This window comes from Mucilaginibacter celer (assembly GCF_003576455.2).
GTDB classification, from domain to species: Bacteria; Bacteroidota; Bacteroidia; order Sphingobacteriales; family Sphingobacteriaceae; genus Mucilaginibacter; species Mucilaginibacter celer.
Genome location: NZ_CP032869.1, coordinates 6777936 through 6798557, shown reverse-complemented (window position 1 = coordinate 6798557; position 20622 = coordinate 6777936). Strand labels below are relative to the sequence as shown.

Genomic DNA, 20622 nt, shown 5'->3' with positions numbered 1-20622 from the left:
GCATTTTGTTTAAACATATTTTAAAACCTCCTCCTATGAAAGATATCCCTGTACACCAACTGCTTGAACGTACAAGCTCGGGCCTGGATATCAGTTATTTTGCCTTTGGCGATCAACCTAAAGAAAAAGAACCTTTGGGTGCCCACCGAGACGATCATTATTTATTTTTTTTGGTTGAAAAGGGAAATGCCTCGCTTATGATAGATTTTCACGAAGTTAAATTCTGTGAAAACTCATTATATTATATTTTGCCGGGGCAGGTACACCATCGCATCCGTAATGAGGTTGCCGGCGGATGGTTTGCGGCTATTGATACCCAGCATATCCCACCGGGTTATCGTGCCATATTCGAGAACCAGCTTTTGCTTCAACAACCCTATCAGCTAAGTAATTACGAAATGAAACAATACCGGCAGGTACTTTCCCTGTTGCATGAAAAACATGCCGAAGATGCCCAGAGTCCTTTTTATATTCCCATACTGCAATCGCTGATACAATCGTTTACCGGCATGGTGGCTGCCAACTTCAGTAAAACCCGCAATCCCGAAAAACAATTGTCGCGCCCGGGGCAAATTTCGCTGATGTTTAAAAAGCTATTGCTCGAGCAGATCCGCATAACCAAAAGTCCCTCGGCTTATGCTGCCTTGCTTAATGTATCCGAATCGTACCTGAACGAGGTTTTGAAAAAAACAACCGGCTTCCCGGTAAGTTACTGGATAACCCAGGAAGTGATGCTGGAGGCCAAGCGCCTGTTATTTTACAGTGATTTAAATGTAAAGGAAATAGCACATACCCTGGGCTATGATGATCATACTTACTTTTCGCGCCTGTTTAAAAAATCCGCCGCAATCACCCCACTCGAGTTTAGGGATAAAAGCCGCAAATAGTACAATCATTACCGCAAACAATCTATTTTAATACTATCAAATACGCTGTTGCTTTGTGTTATCAAATTTAACACAACATGGAAACATCCACTCTTCATAAATTAAAAAGAAAGGCGGGCAACCTGTTCGAAAACCAGCTTTTGCAAAGCGGCCGGGTGCTGGAAGTAAGGCATTGGCAACCCTCAACCATGATTGAGGTAGACCTGCACCTGCCCCAGGCCGATATGCAAACCTGGCACGAGATACCTTATATAAAGGTAAAGGTAGATAACCTCACTTACCGCGATTACACCCCCGCCGGCTGGGATGCCGAAACCAGTACCTGTACACTTTATATAGATGCAGCACACAAAGGCCCCGGCAGCAACTGGGCCCGGCAGTTAAAAAACGGTGACACCATCCGCTATCTCAAAATCCGTTCAACAAAGCATGCGCCGGCAAGTACGCCGGCCATCATAGGCCTTGGCGATGAAAGCAGCATGGGGCACCTGCTTGCCCTGCAGCAAATGGTTTTGCCGCTCACCCGGTTTTCGGGCGCTATAATTATGGCCAATGATGATCACCGCGATTTGTTTGGCCAATATTTTAAATCGCCCATTAAACCTATCCAACGCCGGGATGCGTTTGGGCATCACAGCCTGATCTGTTGGGTAATGGAGCAACATTATAACCTGGAGCAATCGGTATTTTACCTGGCTGGTAACCATACCATGGTAATTGAGCTCAGAAAACTGCTGAGGCAGCAGGGCTATACATCGGGGCAGATCCGCACGCAGGGTTTTTGGTCGTAAAAACCGATTCTACAACTTGCAACCTGCTGTGCAGCGCCATTCACCGACATTTTGTGCCGTTTCGCCTAAAATATCTGTTTAACAATTGGGTAACAGCACATCTTTGCGGCAAATAACATTATCATGAAAACATTTTACAACCCGCTAATAGCAATCATCATCACCCTACAGGAGCATAGTACAGCGGTTATCCAGTCGCTGGTTAACCTTGTTAGTTAATATTTGCCCGCCTGCGAAAAACAGAAAAACCGCTTTAACCTAACGTTAAAGCGGTTTTTTTTGCTTTTAAACTTTCGTCATTACAATAAACTTCTTCTGCAAAGTTTCACCGACGCTAACCCTTTTTAACGGTATTTCTCCGATGTTTTAGCCCCGTTTACCGGAAGTTGGGCCTGCTTTACCTAATAACGCTAACGGCAGGGTGCCATTTGTATGCAATTTTGGATCACTAAACAACAACAATTAAATGCCATGAAAACTCTACTTGCAGTACAAATAATCCATTTGATAGTAAAAGCCGCCGAGCATGCGGTTGCTATAGCCCATTCAATTGGTCATCTTATCAAATAACTCCGGCACCCCGATGGAGTGGTTAGTTCATCTTTGTTAAATCAATAAACCACAACATGCGTTATCCTTAAAAAGGGGGAGACAGAATGAAAAAGGGAGATGAAGTAACCTGGAAATGGGGAAAATCAGAAGCTGAAGGCACGGTTGTTAAAAAACACACCGAACCGGTAAGCAAAACTATAAAAGGCGCAAAGGTAAAACGAAACGCCGGCAAACAGGAGCCAGCTTACGAAATTGAACAGAAAAACGGCAACAAAGTGCTGAAATCTGAAAGCGAAGTAAGCCCCCTAACCCCCTAAAGGGGGAATGTTTGTAAAGTATTAGAGCCTGGATGTTATACATGCGGGCTTTTTCTTTATTTTTTTGTCATGTTGAGCGATAGCGAAACATCTTCTTCGCCTTGTAAACCGCTAAGCAGAGCGGCCATACCTGGCGTAGAAGATCCTTCACTTCGTTCAGGATGACAAAACAGCTGCTACCAACGCACATTCACCGTAAAAATTATGCAACTCACCGAAAAACTCATGGTTATTTCATTAATGAAATGCATTTTTACCCTATGGCAAAACAACCCATTATCACTGTAAATAACCTGGTAAAAAACTACGGCGATTTTGCAGCCGTAAAAGGCATCAGTTTTGAAGTTTATGAGGGTGAGATCTTCGGCCTGCTTGGCCCTAACGGCGCAGGCAAAACCACAACGCTCGAAATTATCGAGACACTCAGAGACAAAACATCGGGCAGTATTATTGTTGATGGTTTTGATATTGAAACCGATGCAGATAATATCAAAAAACGCATCGGCGTACAGTTACAGGCTGCGGGTTATTATCCAAACCTCAACCTTTCGGAACTGATCGTACTTTTTTCGGGCTTATATGGCATTGATAAAACGCCTATGGAAATGCTTGAAAAAGTAGCCCTTACCGATAAGGCCAAGGCGAAGTACAAAGATCTTTCGGGCGGCCAAAAACAGCGTTTCTCTATCGCCACCACACTCATCAACAACCCAAGAATTATCTTTTTAGATGAGCCAACTACCGGCCTCGACCCACAAGCCCGCCGCAATCTCTGGGACCTGATCCGCCAGATTCGCGACCAGGGAACAACCGTAGTAATCACCACCCACTACATGGACGAAGCCGAAGTACTGTGCGACCGCGTAGCCTTTGTTGATGGCGGCCATATTATAGGTATAGATACCCCCGATCATTTTATTGACGAACTGGTAGCCTCAGGCTTCGAGCGCAAGAAACAGGTAAAGCTCGCCAACCTTGAGGATGTGTTTATCAACCTTACCGGCAAGGAATGGAGGGAAGGATAATTGCAGTTGGCAGTTTTTAGTTGGCAGTTAGCAGCAAAAAACGCCATTGAATTAATCTCCAGGTACCAATGAACTAATGAACCACTGAACTAATGAACCAAAAATACAGCAATACAAAAGCAACCCTGGCTATTGCCAAAGCCAGTTTCCGGTCGATATTACGGAGCCCTTCGGCGGTGGTGTTTACGCTGGCATTCCCGTTAATATTTATTATCGTTTTTGCCAATATTGGCGGGGGCGGCATGTCGATAGATGTGGGTTTGGCCAAAGGCAGCGACACTTCGGCCAATAACCCTGTTTATATGGCTTTGAAAAAAAATAAGATCATGCACCTCATTACCGATCAAACGGCCGATGAGATGAACAAAAACCTGGCAAAGGGTAATATTGATGCTATCCTTGATCTTAAACCTTTTGCCCCTCCTGCTGCCATGACGGTACATGTTCAGTACAGCTCGGCTTCGGGCGATAAAGGCAGTGTACTAAAATCGGCGCTGAATAATATTTTTTACAGGATCCAATCGGAAGAGTTGAACCGAATAAAGTCTTATACTACTGTTCAGGTTCCAAACCTTATCGATCTGAAAGAAGAAACTATAACCGGCCGGCCTTATAAATACATCGATTTTATATTGCCCGGGCAGCTTGGTTTTTCGCTTTTAAGCAGTGGCGTTTTTGGTACGGCATTCGTATTTCTAAGCCTGCGTTTAACGTTGGTTATCAAACGCTTTTTTGCCACACCGGTTAAACGTTACAGTATTGTTTTGGGCGAGGCCATTGCAAGGCTGGCTTTCTCCCTTTTAGGCTCGTTGTTTATTATTTTAGTTGGGCATTATATGTTCGGCTTTACGTTAATACACGGTGCTACAACGGTATTGAACATGCTGGTACTCTCGGCCATAGGTCTTATTATATTCATGGGGTTTGGCTTTACCGTATCGGGCATTGCTAAAAACGAAAGTTCGGTGCCGCCGCTATCAAATATCATTACCCTGCCACAGTTTTTATTGTCGGGAACCTTCTTTTCTATTACTGCTTTTCCCACCTGGTTGCAATACATCAGCAAGGTATTACCCCTTACCCATTTAAATGATGCAATGCGTAAGGTAGCTTTTGAAGGAGCCGGTTTAGGCGATGTAACGCATCAATTGCTTATCCTGCTTGCCTGGTTTGTAGGTATTTACGCGGTAGCCGTTAAAACTTTTAAATGGGAATAGCCCGGTGATTAGAGGTTAGAGACCAGAGATTAGTTTCACCCAATCATTTTATCCGGTTTAAATTATTGTACATAACTTTAAATTAATGTTAAATAAATGCATTTTTGCAGTTTGTTAACATTAATTTAAGATGTTCCGATTTTTCCGTTTCTTTTTTCTGTTACTAATTATTTCATCGACGGCCAAAGCCCAGGACTCAAAAGTAGGCACCTGGGGCATTGCTACCCTCGTTTTACCGGGCGACAGCCTACACAAATGGGGTGGTTATACCGAGTTTCAAACCCGAACCAATAATGTTTTCAGCCAGTTTCAATACTTTGAGATAAAAGGAGGTGTAAGCTATGATATTGATAAAAACTTTACTGCACTTTTAGGCACCGGCCGCTATACCACTTATGATTATATGGATGTTGGCAAGGGCCCAACCATTACCGAAACCCGTTTTTGGGAACAGATCACAAGCAACCAGTTCCTTTACCGTTTAAAACTGGAGCACCGTTACCGTGTAGAGCAGCGCTGGGTTAATGGCGATTATCGCAACCGCTTCCGTTACAGACTTAACGTGTTCATCCCCTTTAACAATACCAAAATTGTGGCCAAAACCTGGTTTCTTTCTGTTTTTGATGAGGTTTTCCTGAATAACAAAGTGCCCAACTTTGAGCGCAACCGTGTTTCGGCAGCTTTGGGTTACCAGTTTGATAAATCGCTGATTTTGCAGGCGGGCTGGATAAATCAATACAATTATTCCACTACGGCTAAAAGCGATAAAAATAATATCATGTTGATTTTGATGTACCGGATACATCGTAAAAACGCGGTGCAGCGTGAGCATGTGCCTACTACGAGTGATTGATGACCGTTGATTGGGGAGATGATTACGTTGATTTCGCTGATTGTCTGAACCGGGATTTGGGGAGATTTTTAGGATTTACTGGATTTTACCCCACCGGTTGTCGTGTCTCCACGACAACCAATCTATTTAATTTGCATGAATGTTGTCGTGGAGACACGACAACCGGGGTGAGGAAATAGCAGAAAAATCCAACTAATCAAAATAATCCCCCCAAATCCCGGTTCAGACATTCTTGTTCATAAAAAAATAGCCTATTCTATATTAAATTCATGTTAAATAACATACTTCAACGCTAATAATCGTTACAAATACAAAATTTCAATTGCGTTTTCCTGTTTTGAACGTTAACTTAGCCGCCGTTATTAATAGTATTCATTCAAACCACACTCTGACAATTCATTATGAGCATAATAATTGATGTGCATGCCCGCCAGATTTTAGATTCGCGCGGTAACCCTACTATTGAAGTAGAAGTTTTAACCGAGAATGGCGCATTTGGTCGCGCTGCTGTACCTTCTGGTGCATCAACCGGCGTTCACGAGGCTGTTGAGCTTCGCGACAACGACAAATCAAAATACATGGGCAAAGGCGTTTTAAAGGCCGTTGAAAATGTAAACGAAATTTTAGCTCCTGAATTAAAAGGTATCGACGTGTTTGAACAAAACGCTATCGACGCTTTAATGATCGAGATTGACGGTACCGAAAACAAAGGTAAAATTGGTGCCAACGCTATATTAGGTGTTTCATTAGCTGTAGCTAAAGCTGCTGCGCAGGAAAGCCGCCAGCCTTTATACCGCTACATTGGCGGTGTAAACGCCAACACGTTGCCTATCCCGATGATGAACATCGTTAACGGTGGTTCACACTCTGATGCTCCTATCGCTTTCCAGGAATTTATGATCATGCCGGTTGGCGCTCCTTCATTCTCTGAAGCTTTACGTTGGGGTACTGAAGTATTCCACAACCTGAAAAAAATTCTTCACGACCGTGGTTTATCAACCGCAGTAGGCGACGAAGGCGGTTTCGCTCCTACTTTTGAAGGTACTGAAGATGGTGTTGAAACCATTTTAAAAGCTATCGAAAAAGCAGGTTACAAAGCGGGTGAAGATATTTTCATCGCGTTTGACTGTGCTGCATCTGAGTTTTACAAAGACGGTAAATACGATTACACTAAATTTGAAGGCGAAAAAGGTGCTATCCGCACCAGCGCTGAGCAGGCTGATTACCTTGCCGAATTAGTAGCTAAATACCCTGTTATCTCTATCGAAGACGGTATGGCCGAAGACGATTGGGAAGGCTGGAAAATCCTGACCGATAAAATTGGTAAAAAAGTACAGTTGGTGGGTGATGATTTATTTGTAACCAACACCAAACGTTTACAAAGAGGTGTTAGCGAAGGTATTGCTAACTCAATCCTGGTAAAAGTTAACCAGATTGGTTCATTAACCGAAACCATCAACGCGGTTACTTTAGCACAAACCAACGGCTTTACCTCGGTAATGAGCCACCGTTCGGGCGAAACTGAAGATTCGACCATTGCCGATCTTGCTGTAGCATTAAACTGCGGCCAGATCAAAACCGGTTCGGCTTCACGTTCAGACAGGATCGCTAAATACAACCAGTTATTACGTATCGAAGAAGAATTAGGCGCTAACGCTAAATTTATCGGTAAAGATTTCAAATACTTTAAAAAGTAATCTCTTTTTGATGATATTGAAGGCCATCTGCTTGCAGGTGGCCTTTTTTGTTATGTCATCCTGAGCATAGCGAAGAATCTTCTTCGCCATGCAGGACGGCTGTACAGGGCGAAGAAGATGCTTCGTTCCTCAGCATGACAAACGTTTTTAAGGTATTGAGCACCTTATTTTCATTCGTCTATCAATAGGTATTTTTATACCTTTGCCTCCCGGCAACCGGATAATTAAACCTCGGCAGCCACGTTATAAATTTGTTACTGTAGTACTGATGAACAAAAAAGGGATTTTGAGGATACTGGCCATTGTGCTGATATTTATTGCAAGCGTAGGGTTAGATAGGGTTACCAAACTTTATATCCGCGATCATGTTCATATCAGTGATAACATTTTTGTGATCAAAAACTTTTTCACCATACTGCACGCCGAAAACACCGGCGCCTTTTTAAGCCTCGGCGATTCGTTGCAAAACCCGTGGCGTTTTATTTTGCTTTCGTTACTTCCTTTAATTGCGTTAGCTTTTGGTATAGGCTATGTAATGCTGAAACCATCAATCGGAAAATTAACAACCATAGGCATAGTACTGGTAATAGCCGGCGGCGCAGGTAACCTGTACGACAGGATGATGTACGGCAGCGTAACCGATTTTATGCACATGAACTTCCATATTTTTCAAACCGGTGTATTCAATGTGGCCGATGTATCTATCATGATTGGCATGGGGCTGATCTTGTTGGAGTCGTGGAAAAAAGATAAAGCGGCTAAAAAGAAACAGCAGGAGGAAGCCGATGCGGAGACAACACCAGCATAACTCTATATAATAACAATACCGTCATTGCGAGGAACGAAGCAATCGCGAACTCTACAGGGCAGACCTGCCTACGTGCGATTGCTTCGTTCCTCGCAATGACGATCTTTTATAATTTCTCTCACCAACCCCCTTAAAATCTTCTTAACAATAAAAAGCGTATCTTTGCGGGCAATTACCCGTTTGCTTACGGCTTTGAGTTCTCTAAACTTTTCAGATCCGCTTATGCCTTCGCGTGAGCACATTATATATTACACACGATCAAATGTCATTCGAAAATTTAAATTTAATTGAGCCTATCCTCAAGGCTTTAAAAACTGAGGGCTATACTACACCTACCCCAATCCAGGCGCAAGCCATACCTATTATATTACAGCGCCGGGATTTGCTTGGCTGTGCCCAAACCGGTACCGGCAAAACCGCGGCATTCGCTATCCCTACCCTGCAACTTCTACACCAGGACAGGATAGCCCACAAAGAGCAAAAAACCATTAAAGCGTTGGTTTTAACCCCAACGCGCGAACTGGCCCTACAAATTGGCGAAAGCTTTACTAATTACGGCAAACACACCGGCCTTAAAAATCTGGTAATTTTTGGTGGCGTATCGCAAAATCCACAAGTTGATGCATTGCGCCGGGGCGTTGATATCCTGGTTGCAACGCCGGGCCGTTTGCTTGATTTAATGAACCAGCGTTATGTTCACCTGGATCATGTTAAATTCCTGATATTGGATGAGGCAGACCGCATGCTGGATATGGGCTTTGTTAACGATGTTAAAAAGATCATTGCCAAAGTACCGGCAAAAAGACAAACGTTGTTCTTTTCGGCCACCATGCCAAAAGAAATCCAGGGCCTGGCCGATAGCATCCTGAACAACCCTGAAAAAGTGGAAGTTACCCCGGTATCATCTACTGCCGAAACCATACAGCAAGCTATCTATTATGTGGATAAAGGCGATAAAAAAAACCTGCTTATCCATATCCTGAAAGATAAAACCATCAAAACCGTACTGGTATTTACCCGCACCAAACACGGTGCCGATAAAGTGGTGAAAGATTTGAACCGCGTAGGCATCACTGCCGAAGCCATTCACGGCAATAAATCGCAAAACGCAAGGCAACGTGCGTTAACCAACTTTAAAAACCGTACTACCCGCGTGTTGATAGCAACAGATATTGCCGCCCGCGGTATTGATATTGATGAGTTAACCCACGTTATTAACTACGAGCTACCTAACGTACCCGAAACTTATGTACACCGCATAGGCCGTACAGGCCGTGCCGGGGCAAATGGTATAGCATTTTCGTTTTGCGATGCCGAAGAACTGGAGTTTTTGAAAGATATCCATAAGCTGATAGCCAAGCAGATCCCGGTAGAGGAAGGTCACCCTTACCCGCTTAGTCCGGCGGCTATGGCTGCCAAAATAAACGAGGCACCTAAAAAAGGTGGTTCGGGCGGTGGTCAGCGTGGTGGTGGTCGTGGTGGTAACAATCGCAAGTCTGGCGGCGGCGGTGGCAATAGCCGCTCTGCTGGCAATGGCCGCTCTGGTGGCAACAAAAAATCAGGCGGGAGCCGTTCAGAGGCTGGTCGCCCGGGTGGTGCAAGCGGGATGAGTGGATCGAGAAGGGGATAATTTAGGTTGATTAGGTGAATGGTTTATTGGGTGAGTGGTTGATTAGGTGAGTGGTTTTAATTCACCTCGAACCCAACCACTCACCTAATCAACCCAATCACTACTCACCAGCAATAAATTTCCCTGTTAATAAGTTAATAACCATATTTGCGCCAGTAGAAAAAATCAAATAGCTTTAAATGAAATTTACGCAGCCAATATCAATGAAACGCCTTATTGACCTTTTCAAGAATAAATTCTTCCTGGTTACGCTGGCTTTTGTGGTATGGATGATATTTTTCGACAGGAACGACCTTTTCTCGCAATACCAATATCACCAACAGGTTAAAAAGCTCCGCGTTGAGCGCGATTTCTATAAAGCCCAAACCGACCAGGTAAACAAGGAGCTCAACGAATTAACCACCAACCCCCAGCAACTGGAAAAGTTCGCCCGCGAAAAATACCTCATGAAAAAAGCGAATGAGGATGTGTATGTGGTGGTGCCGGATTCGACGGAGAAGAAGTAAAAGCATCTTTTCTCCGAAGCGGCCGCTAAAAAAGCGGGGTCATGTGCGATTCCCTCCCAAGGGAGGGTGTAGGGAGGGGTTTATACGCCTTGCTACTCTAACAAACTCATATAAAAACCCTTAGGCAGTTTAATCGAGCGGGTCTGTAAAATAAACTGTGTCAGCCCCTGCCGGCCCATGGGCCGGCAGGGGCTGATTGCTACATCAAATCTAATATCATTCTCCCAGGAAACCAAATGGCCAGCTTCTGGGCCGTTGTCGCCCAATTAGAAAGTGGCATCGTCCATTTTTGTTTAATGTTGTTATGAGCCAGATAGATCAGTTTTAACAGAGCCATATCGGATGTGAAACCACCCTTGGTTTTGGTTACTTTTCTGATTTGCCGGTGAAACCCTTCGATGGTATTGGTGGTATAGATCAGTTTACGAATAGTGGTATCATACTGAAAATACGTGGTCAGCTTCGACCAGTTATTACGCCATGATTCCAATACCTTTTCATATTTCTTACCCCACTTTTCTTCTAATTGCTCTAAACGAAGTTCTGCCAGTTCGAGGGTTTCTGCCTGGTACACCGGCTTAAGATCTTTCATAAATACTTTTTGATCTTTAGAAGCCACGTACTTCAGGCTGTTGCGTATCTGGTGGACGATACAGGTCTGGATTTCTGTTTGAGGGAATACTGTATTTATGGCCTGTGGGAATCCATTGAGGTTATCAATGCAAGCAATCAGGATGTCTTTTACACCTCTGTTTTGAAGGTCGGTCAATACACTTAACCAAAAATTAGCGCCTTCGCTTTGAGATACATACATTCCTAACAACTCCTTGTGACCGTGACGGTCAATACCAAGAATGTTATAAACAGCATGCGCTACCATGCGGTGTTCCTCTTTAACCTTGTAATGCATCGCATCCAGCCAAACAATGGTGTAAAGTTCATCCAGCGGCCTTGATTGCCATTCTTTTACTTCAGGAATGATCTTATCTGTTATAGCAGATAAGGTACTGTGACTGATATCTGTATCATACATGTCTTTGATATGCTTTGATATATCGCGGAAACTCATGCCCAGTCCATACATGCCGATGATCTTGGATTCAAGACTTTCTGCTAATATCGTTTCCCGTTTGCGGATCAGTTCGGGTTCAAAACTGGAATTGCGATCACGAGGGGTACTAATAGATATGGTGCCATCAGAGGTTCGGATATTCTTACTGGTCTTACCGTTCCTGCGATTGCCTGAACTGCGTTCTGCTTCATCTAAATGGCTTTCCAATTCCGCCTCAAGGGCGGCATCAAGGAAACTTTTTAGCAACGGTGCAAAGGCTCCATCCTTGCCATAAAGCGATTTGCCCGAGCGGAGTTGCTCAAGGGCTTTCTTTTTCATTTGCTCGTATTCGAGCGATTCTTCTTCTCTCTTCATCTTAAACTGTGTTTTAAGTTAACATTTAACGCTTGACACAGTTTATTTTACACTCTCAGGGGTTTATACACCCTACTACTCCAACAAGTTCATATCAAACCCTTTAGGCAGCTTAATAGAATTATCCTCTTTAATAATTTCTGTCATCTTCCCTTCAATAGCCCTTAGTACATTATCAAGATCATCTTTCAATTCAGCTTCTGTAAACCGTAAAAACCGAACACCAAAACTTTCCAACTTTGCCTGTCGCGCATTATCTTTAATTAGAATATCTTCATGATCGTGATATCGGCCATCAACCTCAATTGCCAGCATTAACTCTTTGCAGTAAAAATCAACGATGTAATCATCTATACATCGCTGGCGGTCAAAGTCGAAGCCTAAAAGCTTGTCTTCTTTTAATTCATTCCACAGGAGTATCTCTCCGAATGTCATGTCCTTTCGAAGTTTCCTTGCGAGGGGTTTTAGTTTCGGGTTGTATGGGATGATTTTTGTCATTCTGTTTAATCGCTTTGAGAAACCCCTCCCTACACCCTCCCGAGGGAGGGAATCGCGCGTAGCCCCTGCTTTTTCAAGTTTTGCTCATTTCAATCCGAGCTATATGGGATGATTTTTACCATTGTTGTTTAATCGTTTTTAGAAACCCCTCCCTACACCCTCCCGGGGGAGTGAATCGCACAAGGCCCTTGCTTTTTCTTTCCTCTATATCTCCCCCTCCCTCTTCCTCAAAAACCACTCAACAGATAGCAACACTAAAATCAACCCAAACAACCATTTCACATCCACCAAGTCGCTGTAGTGTTTATCTTCATAAACAACCGTTTTAACATTCTCATTTTTACGGATCAGATCGGCCAGTTTGCTTACATCTGATGGTTTGATCATTTGCCCACCGCTTTGCTTAGCAAGCGTGTTTAATAACACATGGTTAGCCGCGCTTTGTCGCGTTTCGAGGTTTAATGCTTTTATGGTGAATTGGCCGCTTGCTTTAAAATCCTGCTTACCGTTTTGGGTAGACGCGCTGTAAGTGTACTCTCCAACAGGTAACGCACCCGCGTCAAGCTGATAACTTTGCCCGGTACGGGTAAACAGGTAGCTGTAATTTTTACCTGCCGTGTTTTTCAGCTCTATCTTCACATCGGGCGTATTAACCAGTTCGAGGGCATCGTTATATAACTCGGCATTCAATATCACGTTCTCTCCCTCGTCAAACACATTACGGGCAGGGTAAACACGGAAGCGCTGGCGGTTGGCGTTGGCGGTTAGATATTGTACTGTTTGGCTCAATAGCTCATTGGTAGCGTTTTGGTTTTCATAATTTTGATACTCCGATAACTGCCAGCGCCAGATGCCTTCGCCGGTTAATACCGCCGTGCGGCGACCGACTTCATCGCCAAAGGCTAATAATGGATAAGTAGTAGCCACCGCCCCAATTTTTTGTCGTAATAAAACCGAAGTACCGGTTGATGTACCGTAACTGCCAAACGGAGCCAATAAGGGGGGCAGCGCGCTGATCTTTCTTCTTGCCGAATCAGACAAATTAAATGCTGTGAAATCGTTAGCAGGCAAGGCCAGCACTTCCTGTGTTTCGGCACGCCCGGCGCTGATTTTTACGGTGCTTTGTTCGCTATTTACAGCCTGTAAATTACTTTGCGAACCGATGATGTACCAAACCGGCGTTTTACTTTTAGCAATAAAACTTTTTATTGGCGGATAATCAGCCGCGCTGATCTGGTAAAAAACAACCAGACTATAATCTGCCGGTTTAATATCTGCTGCATTGTTTATCGAAGCAGCTTTAACCTCATAGTTTTTATTGGTTTCTATAGCTTGCTTAATAACCGTTATATCCGGGTGCGGACCGTTATACAGCAGCAATACTTTCTGGCGGGCATCCAACACTTCCACATAAATAGTTTCGGTATTGTTTTGGATGGATAGCTCGTTTTTAATTGGCGCTATGCTGATGGTATATTTTCGCAAACCTTTTTTTGAGGCGTTTAATTTTATGGGGATGATTTTTTTAAAATCAGTTGCCGTTACCGGGATGCTTTGCTGATATACTTGTTTGCCATCCTCCGTAACCGAGAGGCTCATGTTTTCGCCCTTACTTTGATACGCTGTGGCAAGCACTTCTATAATAAAATCATTTCCTAAAAAGGCGGTTTTATTGTAGTTGATATTGCCGATAAGCAGATCGCGTTTGGCCGTAGTATCGCCGAGGGCAATGGTATAAATACTGGTTTTGATATTTTTAGCGTCGTATTGCGGATCGTTACCCTGGTTGTATAAACCATCAGTAGCCAGTACCAAAGCGCCAATATTTTGATTGGTAAACCGGTTATTCAATTGGCGAAGCGCGCCCGCAATATCTGTTTGTTTACCGCCAAAGCTTTTAGATAAACCGGGATGCAGATCTTTATCAAAGTTAAATTCCTGCACATCATACTTATCCCCAAGTTGTTCTTTCAGTTTAGCCAGATCATCAATAAAAGTTGAAGTGTTAAAATCTGCCGGTTTAAAAGTATTGATGGATGATGAGTTATCCTGGGCGATGAGCACCAAAGGTTTTTGAGGTTCATATTTAACCGATTTAACCAGCGGTGAAACCAACAGCAGCGCTATGAAGAAAACAGCTATTGTACGAAGGGTTGCTAATCCGTAACGTAAATTCCTGCCGATCTCAGCCGGTTGGCGGTACATGAGCCAGGCATAGGCTAAACCTAACAACAGGCAAACCGGTGTCCACCAGCCCGAAACAGAACCCCATGTAAGTGAAAACATTTGTAGCTATAGTATAATTGGGGCGCAGACAATCTGTCCCGATAACATTAACTGCAAAATGCGAAATTATTGTGAAAAGAGGGGAATAAGTTTTGGTTTATTGGTTGAGGGGGAGAGAGAAAAATGCTATTTTAACAAAAACGTCATTGCGAGGAACGAAGCAATCCCAAACTTTACAGGGCGGATTTGCATAGCCGCTCTGCCTGTCGGGGATTGCTTCGTTCCTCGCAATGACGTCTTTTTTATTTTTATTGATCCTATCTATTACAACATACCACCATCAACCGGGATAACCTGCCCGGTAATGTAAGCAGCCATATCTGAAGCAAGGAATACACACGCATTGGCTACGTCTTCAACCTCGCCGGCACGTTTAAGCGGGATGCCTGCTGCCCAGCCTTCAACAACTTTTGGATCGAGCACATCGGTCATTTCGGTACGGATAAAGCCCGGGGCAACTACGTTGGTACGGATGTTACGTGAACCTAACTCTTTAGCTACCGATTTTGAGAAACCGATGATACCCGCTTTTGAAGCGGCGTAGTTAGCCTGACCGGCATTGCCCTGCACACCAACCACCGAGCTCATGTTAATGAACACACCTTTGCGGTTTTTCATCATTATTTTTGATGCCGCTTTGGTAACGTTGAATATCGATTTCAGGTTTACGTCGAGCACTTCGTCCCAGTTTTCTTCGGTCATACGCATTAACAGACCGTCTTTGGTAATACCGGCGTTGTTCACTACGATATCGATGGTGCCAAAATCGGCAACGATATCGGTGATCAGTTTATCGGCCTCGTCAAATTTCGAAGCATCCGAGCGGTAGCCTTTTATTTTAGTACCAAAGCTTTGCAGCTCCTGCTCAAGGGCCTGGCCTTTTTCTACCGATGATAAATAGGTAAAAGCTACGTTAGCGCCATGCTCGGCAAATTTTTCGGCAATTTTTCGGCCTATTCCTTTTGACGCACCGGTAACCAGCGCGGTTTTTCCTTCTAATAATTTCATAATTAACGTATATGATTTCAGGGCGGTGAAGTTAGTGGTTTTTTGGTAAAATTGGTTCATGGTTGATAGATCATAGTTCATGGATCATAGGTCATAGCAAAAAAAAACAAGCTAAAAGCGTCATGCCCCCTTCCCTACAATGAACTATGATCCATGAACCATGAACTATAAAAAAACTCACTTCAAATACTCCTCTGGTATCGGGTTATCCTTCCGTTCGCCATCATAAAACCAACCCAAAATCCAGAAACGGGTACCATCATAAAACAGTTCGATACTGTTAATGCCCCGTTCGGTTACCGGTCCGTCGTGCGTATTGCGTGATTCGTAGGTACTCCATACGTGGTAAATGCTGCCGAACTTTTCAACCCGGCGGGCAATCTCCCGCTCGTCGAAACCATTTTGAGATAATGACGGATCGGCCAGTTTGTGGTATTGCTTCAATGTCATGTAGCTGAACTTTTGCTTACCCTGCTTATCAATATATCCGGAGCCAACGTGCGCATCGGGGATGTGCAACAGGCTGTCGCGCTCGTAGCTTACTTTTTCGCCTTTTTTTACGGTAACCACATCATAGTAAGCCTTCATGATGCCGTCGAGCGTGCTTACATTGTCGCCATACTTGGTAATTACCTGTGCTTTTGCCGGGAAGATCATTACAATGGTAATAATGGCGATCAGTAAGAGCAGGATATTCTTTTTCATAACGATAAGATTTTAATTGAAATAACAAAAAATACCGGAGATATTATAGGGCGAAATAACTAATCTTTACTGGTCGGGACATCTATCAAAATACATTAAAAGTTTATTCGTTACATTTGGTAAACCGGCATTAACAAATAACCAGGCACCGTGAATAACCCATCAAGCAATAAACACCTGTTAGTTTTAAAATACCTTTTGCCTTTCGCCTTTCTCCTTTTACCTTTCTTTACAAGGGCGGCTTCGATATTGATCCCGATGGATGACGAACAAAAGGATCATCTTAAATCGTACGGTATTGCATTTTGGGTTTTGAAAAACGGCGAAGAGGTTGACTGGCTTCTGAACTACCGCGGCGGCAGTTTTATGCTGAAGTACGGGCAAAAAATTGAGGAAGAATGCAAAATCCGCGGGGTAAGTTACGAGGTTATTGCCGATGCCAAAGCCAATGAGATCATTACCGAGGTAAGCGATCCATCAGTAAATATGGACCTGGTAAAATTGGAGAAAGCCCCAAAAATGGCCGTATACTCCCCCAAAAACAAACTGCCCTGGGATGATGCGGTAACCCTGGTTTTAAAATATGCCGAGATCCCTTACGATTTGGTTTATGACGAAGAAGTGATTCACGGCGAACTGCCCAAATATGATTGGCTGCACCTGCACCACGAAGATTTTACCGGCCAGTACAGCAAGTTTTACGGCGTTTACCGCTACGCGCAATGGTATACCGACGATGTGAAAGTACAGGAAGCCATGGCCCGCAAGCTTGGCTTTAGCAAAGTATCAAAAATGAAGCTGGCCGTAGCCCAAAACATCCGCGATTTTTGCGCGGGCGGCGGCTTTTTATTTGCGATGTGCTCGGGTACCGATACTTTTGATATTGCTTTGGCAGCAGCTAATACCGATATCTGCGAACGGATGTTTGACGGCGACGCTGCCGACCAGGACGCACAATCAAAACTGGATTTTACGCAAACCTTTGCCTTCCAGAATTTTTCGCTGGATATGAATCCAACTTCGCACGCCTTTAGCAATATTGATGTAACCACCACCCGGCAGGTTGATCGTACCAGGGACTTTTTTACGCTGTTCGATTTTTCGGCCAAATGGGATGTGGTGCCAAGTATGCTTACCCAAAACCATGATAAGGTAATTAAAGGCTTTATGGGCCTTACCACGGCCTACAACAAAAGTATGCTTAAACCAGGCGTTACCATTATGGGCGAGATGAAAACCGGTAACGAAGCACGCTACATTCACGGCGAATACGGCAAAGGCCAGTGGACATTTTACGGCGGTCATGACCCGGAAGATTATCAGCATGCCGTGAATGACCCGCCTACCGATCTCAAGCTTCATCCTAACTCACCCGGTTACAGGTTAATTTTAAACAATGTGCTTTTCCCGGCGGCTAAAAAGAAGAAACAGAAAACCTGATTTTTTATTGTCTGAATCAGAATTTACAGAATTTTAGAATTAGCGGAATACTTGTCCGGTTGATTTCGGATGTCGGATTTTCGATTTTGTCTGAATCAGAATTTACAGAATGATACAATACTTTTATCTCGAATCTTCCTTTCTGAAAATTCTCAAATTCTGTAAATTCTGATTCAGATATTGTAAAATTCATGGTTTGCTTCACCTAAGTGTAACTTATACATGACAATTGCACATTTTGTAAAAAAATAAAGTTTCAACGTGTAACATTTAAGGTATTTTCGCCTCCAATTACCAAAATAACACTAAATGAAACGTTTTTACATACTTATTGCATTGTTCTGCTTCGCGTTATCGGCTCAGGCCCAGTTTGGTGTGGGCGGCGGCGGACCGAGCACAACAGGCAGAATATCAGGTACTATTGTCGATTCGCTTACCAAAAAACCAATGGATTATGCCTCGGTTGGTTTATACCGCAGCGGCGGCAAATCGCCGATTACCGGCGTGGTGACCGACGAGAAAGGTAACTTTAAATTGGATAATATTAAGCCGGGCAAATATAAACTGGCTATTTCATTTATCGGTTACCCAACCAAATATATCGACCCCGTTGAAACTACGGCGTCAAAACCGGATGCCAAATTAGGACAGGTTCTTCTGGCACCAAGCTCGCATGCACTTAAAGAGGTGCAGGTAGTAGGCCAGGCTGCCTTGATCGAAAATAAAATTGACAAAATTGTTTACAATGCCGAAAAAGATTTGACTGCAGCCGGCGGTAACGCTACCGACGTATTGCAAAAAGTACCATTGGTTGCTGTAGATTTAAATGGTAACGTATCTATCCGCGGCGACCAAAACGTGCGTGTATTGATAAATGGCAAACCATCGGGCGCAACATCGGCCAGCTTATCGGATGTATTGAAAACCATCCCTGCCGATCAGATCAAAAGCATCGAGGTGGTTACTTCGCCATCGGCTAAATACGATGCTGAAGGTTCGGCGGGTATTTTGAACATCATAACTAAACAAAAAAATGTTTCGGGCTTTAGCGGCTCTATCAGCGGTGGTGTGGGTACACGTCAAAATAACGGCAACGGTAACATCAACTATAACCACAACAGGTTAAGCTTATCGGCAAACGTAGGTGGTAACTCTACCTGGCCGCAAACCTCGCTTACCTCAAGCGATCAGGATTTCTTTTTTAACGATCCTGCGCAGCACCGTTCGCAAACTTCAACCGGTACAAGCCGCGTAAAGCGTCACGGCATTATCGGTTCGGTATCGGCCGGGTACGATTTTAATGCGTTTAACAACCTGCGTACCAGCGTACGTTTAAACCAGGGCGGTTTTGATCCTAACAGCAATACCGATTATACCCGTACCTATTTTTACGATCCTACACAAAACAACACTTACCATAACAATAACATTGGCCATAACACATTTGGCGGTTTTGACTGGAATATTGATTACACGCATAAGTTTAAAAAAGAGGGCCATGAGTTAAGCTTTTCAACCCAGTGGAGCCACAGTAAGATTGTAACCGACTACACTTCGTTATTTACCGGCTTGCAAGACCCTACAGAATTCCCTAACCTGAAAAACAATATCGACGGTATTAACAACGAATACACCTTTCAAACAGATTATACCCTGCCCATAAACAAAGTATTTAAACTGGAAGCGGGCGGTAAAAACATCATAAGGAGGATCAGAAGCGTTTCGGATTATTTTAACCCGAGCGGTGCCGATTTTGTTTATGACCCGGTAAACTCCAATAAATACAGCTATGACCAAACAGTTTGGGCAGGTTACTCGGTATTAACGATTACCTTACCTAAAGGTTACTCGGTACTTGCCGGTGCCAGGTTAGAGAATACCGATATCCACGGCGAACCGCATAACGATGTGCAAAGCATCCAGCCGTTTGATCAAAACTACAATACCTTTATACCAAGCTTAACCCTGCAAAAAGCGCTTACGCCTACGCAAACCCTTAAGCTGGCCTATAGCAAACGTATTACCCGCCCAAGCCTGCAGTTTTTAAATCCGTTTGTAAATAAAAGTAACCCTACCGCGCAATCAGTAGGTAACCCGTTGCTGGCGCCAGAGGTTTCGCAAACTGTTGAGTTGGGTTACAATACCTTCATTAAATCATCGGTTATTAACCTGTCGGCTTATTACAAGCATACAACAGGTTTAATTGAAGGTTTGTTAACTAACCTGCCGGGCGGCCAGGAAGGTACCATTACTACCTACCAAAACATCGGTGTTAATAATTCATATGGTGCAAGTTTCTTCGGTGCGGTTACACCAATTAAAATATTGACTATCCGTGGTAGCATTAACGCTTATACTTATAAGCCAACTGCAAGTAACCAGTTAACCAATCAGCAAACACAAACGTCAACGTACTTCCAGTACAACGCGTTTTTAAGTGCGCAGCTTACCTTGCCAAGCAATTTTATTGCCGAAACGTTTGCTGTTCAAAACTCGGCTCGTCGTACTATTCAGGGTTCAAACCCATCGTTCAGTATATTTGGTGTGGGTGTTAAAAAACAGTTTATGCAAAAGAAACTGGCTTTGGGTATCAATGCCATCGAGCCGTTTAGCACTTACAAAAACTTTAATACCGATATTAAAACGCCAACCTTTACACAAAGCAGCAAGTTTGCGTTTCCATTCCGCTCGTTCGGTATTACGTTTAGCTACAGCTTTGGTAAGCTAAGTTTCAGCAACCCGCAACAATCTAAAAAAGGCATCAATAACGATGACATGAAACAAGGCGATCAGGGCGGTGGCCAGGGTGGTGGTCCTGGTACCGGCGGTGGCCGATAGTTTTTTAGGATCAGGATTTTTAGCGTAAAGAATCAGGAGAGGATAAAAGAGAAAGCCGGGAGCGTGATGCTTCCGGCTTTTTTTCTGAACCGAGATTTGGGGGGACGCACAGGATATCGTCGGAATCAGAATTTACAG

Annotated in this window: 17 protein-coding genes; 12 read left to right on the top strand and 5 right to left on the bottom strand. The window is 43.7% G+C overall.

The genetic code is table 11. The features are described 5' to 3' along the window. The first annotated feature begins 35 nt into the window (after positions 1-35). The 10 genes from HYN43_RS28570 (at position 36) to HYN43_RS28525 (ending at position 10283) form a co-directional block, all read left to right on the top strand. Positions 36-887 carry a helix-turn-helix domain-containing protein gene (locus tag HYN43_RS28570; RefSeq protein WP_119407232.1) on the top strand — a complete coding sequence of 284 codons (852 nt, stop codon included), beginning with the start codon at positions 36-38 and terminating at the stop codon, positions 885-887. Between the two features lie 77 nt (positions 888-964). After that, a complete protein-coding gene (locus HYN43_RS28565; RefSeq protein WP_119407231.1) occupies positions 965-1678 on the top strand; it encodes a siderophore-interacting protein in 714 nt (237 codons plus the stop codon). Between the two features lie 656 nt (positions 1679-2334). After that, positions 2335-2547 (top strand): hypervirulence associated TUDOR domain-containing protein, encoded by a 213-nt coding sequence (locus tag HYN43_RS28560; RefSeq protein WP_119407230.1) that lies wholly within the window; start codon positions 2335-2337, stop codon positions 2545-2547. 260 nt (positions 2548-2807) lie between these two features. Further along, on the top strand, positions 2808-3572 hold the full coding sequence (locus tag HYN43_RS28555) for an ABC transporter ATP-binding protein (RefSeq protein WP_119407229.1): 765 nt from the start codon (positions 2808-2810) through the stop codon (positions 3570-3572). Positions 3573-3664: 92 nt separating this feature from the next. Then, positions 3665-4789 (top strand): ABC transporter permease, encoded by a 1125-nt coding sequence (locus tag HYN43_RS28550; RefSeq protein WP_119407228.1) that lies wholly within the window; start codon positions 3665-3667, stop codon positions 4787-4789. A 130-nt stretch (positions 4790-4919) separates the two neighbouring features. Next, positions 4920-5642 (top strand): DUF2490 domain-containing protein, encoded by a 723-nt coding sequence (locus HYN43_RS28545; RefSeq protein WP_119407227.1) that lies wholly within the window; start codon positions 4920-4922, stop codon positions 5640-5642. A gap of 401 nt (positions 5643-6043) precedes the next feature. After that, on the top strand, positions 6044-7339 hold the full coding sequence (eno, locus tag HYN43_RS28540) for a phosphopyruvate hydratase (protein WP_119407226.1): 1296 nt from the start codon (positions 6044-6046) through the stop codon (positions 7337-7339). 268 nt (positions 7340-7607) lie between these two features. Continuing rightward, positions 7608-8147 (top strand): signal peptidase II, encoded by a 540-nt coding sequence (lspA, locus tag HYN43_RS28535; RefSeq protein WP_245447063.1) that lies wholly within the window; start codon positions 7608-7610, stop codon positions 8145-8147. A 262-nt stretch (positions 8148-8409) separates the two neighbouring features. Beyond that, entirely contained in the window at positions 8410-9777 is a 1368-nt protein-coding gene (locus tag HYN43_RS28530) for a DEAD/DEAH box helicase (RefSeq protein ID WP_119407225.1), read from the top strand. 203 nt (positions 9778-9980) lie between these two features. Beyond that, positions 9981-10283 carry an FtsB family cell division protein gene (locus HYN43_RS28525; RefSeq protein WP_119409170.1) on the top strand — a complete coding sequence of 101 codons (303 nt, stop codon included), beginning with the start codon at positions 9981-9983 and terminating at the stop codon, positions 10281-10283. Positions 10284-10482: 199 nt separating this feature from the next. Here HYN43_RS28525 and HYN43_RS28520 read toward each other — a convergent pair whose 3' ends face one another. The 5 genes from HYN43_RS28520 to HYN43_RS28500 form a co-directional block, all read right to left on the bottom strand. Further along, complete coding sequence (locus HYN43_RS28520) at positions 10483-11673, bottom strand: IS256 family transposase (RefSeq protein WP_245447287.1); 1191 nt, start codon at positions 11671-11673, stop codon at positions 10483-10485. A 111-nt stretch (positions 11674-11784) separates the two neighbouring features. Beyond that, complete coding sequence (locus HYN43_RS28515; protein ID WP_119407224.1) at positions 11785-12207, bottom strand: endonuclease domain-containing protein; 423 nt, start codon at positions 12205-12207, stop codon at positions 11785-11787. 204 nt (positions 12208-12411) lie between these two features. After that, positions 12412-14493, bottom strand: coding sequence for a hypothetical protein (locus HYN43_RS28510; protein ID WP_119407223.1), 2082 nt, complete (start codon positions 14491-14493; stop codon positions 12412-12414). Between the two features lie 264 nt (positions 14494-14757). Next, a complete protein-coding gene (gene fabG, locus HYN43_RS28505; RefSeq protein ID WP_119409169.1) occupies positions 14758-15501 on the bottom strand; it encodes a 3-oxoacyl-[acyl-carrier-protein] reductase in 744 nt (247 codons plus the stop codon). A 177-nt stretch (positions 15502-15678) separates the two neighbouring features. After that, positions 15679-16206, bottom strand: a complete 528-nt coding sequence (locus HYN43_RS28500; RefSeq protein WP_119407222.1) for a hypothetical protein — start codon at positions 16204-16206, stop codon at positions 15679-15681. A gap of 258 nt (positions 16207-16464) precedes the next feature. Here HYN43_RS28500 and HYN43_RS28495 point away from each other — a divergent pair, with 258 nt between their 5' ends. Both HYN43_RS28495 and HYN43_RS28490 read left to right on the top strand, forming a co-directional pair. Further along, the gene (locus tag HYN43_RS28495) at positions 16465-17646 is read left to right on the top strand and encodes an asparagine synthetase B (protein WP_205589997.1); all 1182 of its coding nucleotides are present in this window, start codon (positions 16465-16467) and stop codon (positions 17644-17646) included. A 309-nt stretch (positions 17647-17955) separates the two neighbouring features. Continuing rightward, a complete protein-coding gene (locus tag HYN43_RS28490; protein ID WP_119407221.1) occupies positions 17956-20484 on the top strand; it encodes a TonB-dependent receptor in 2529 nt (842 codons plus the stop codon). Positions 20485-20622 lie beyond the last annotated feature (138 nt).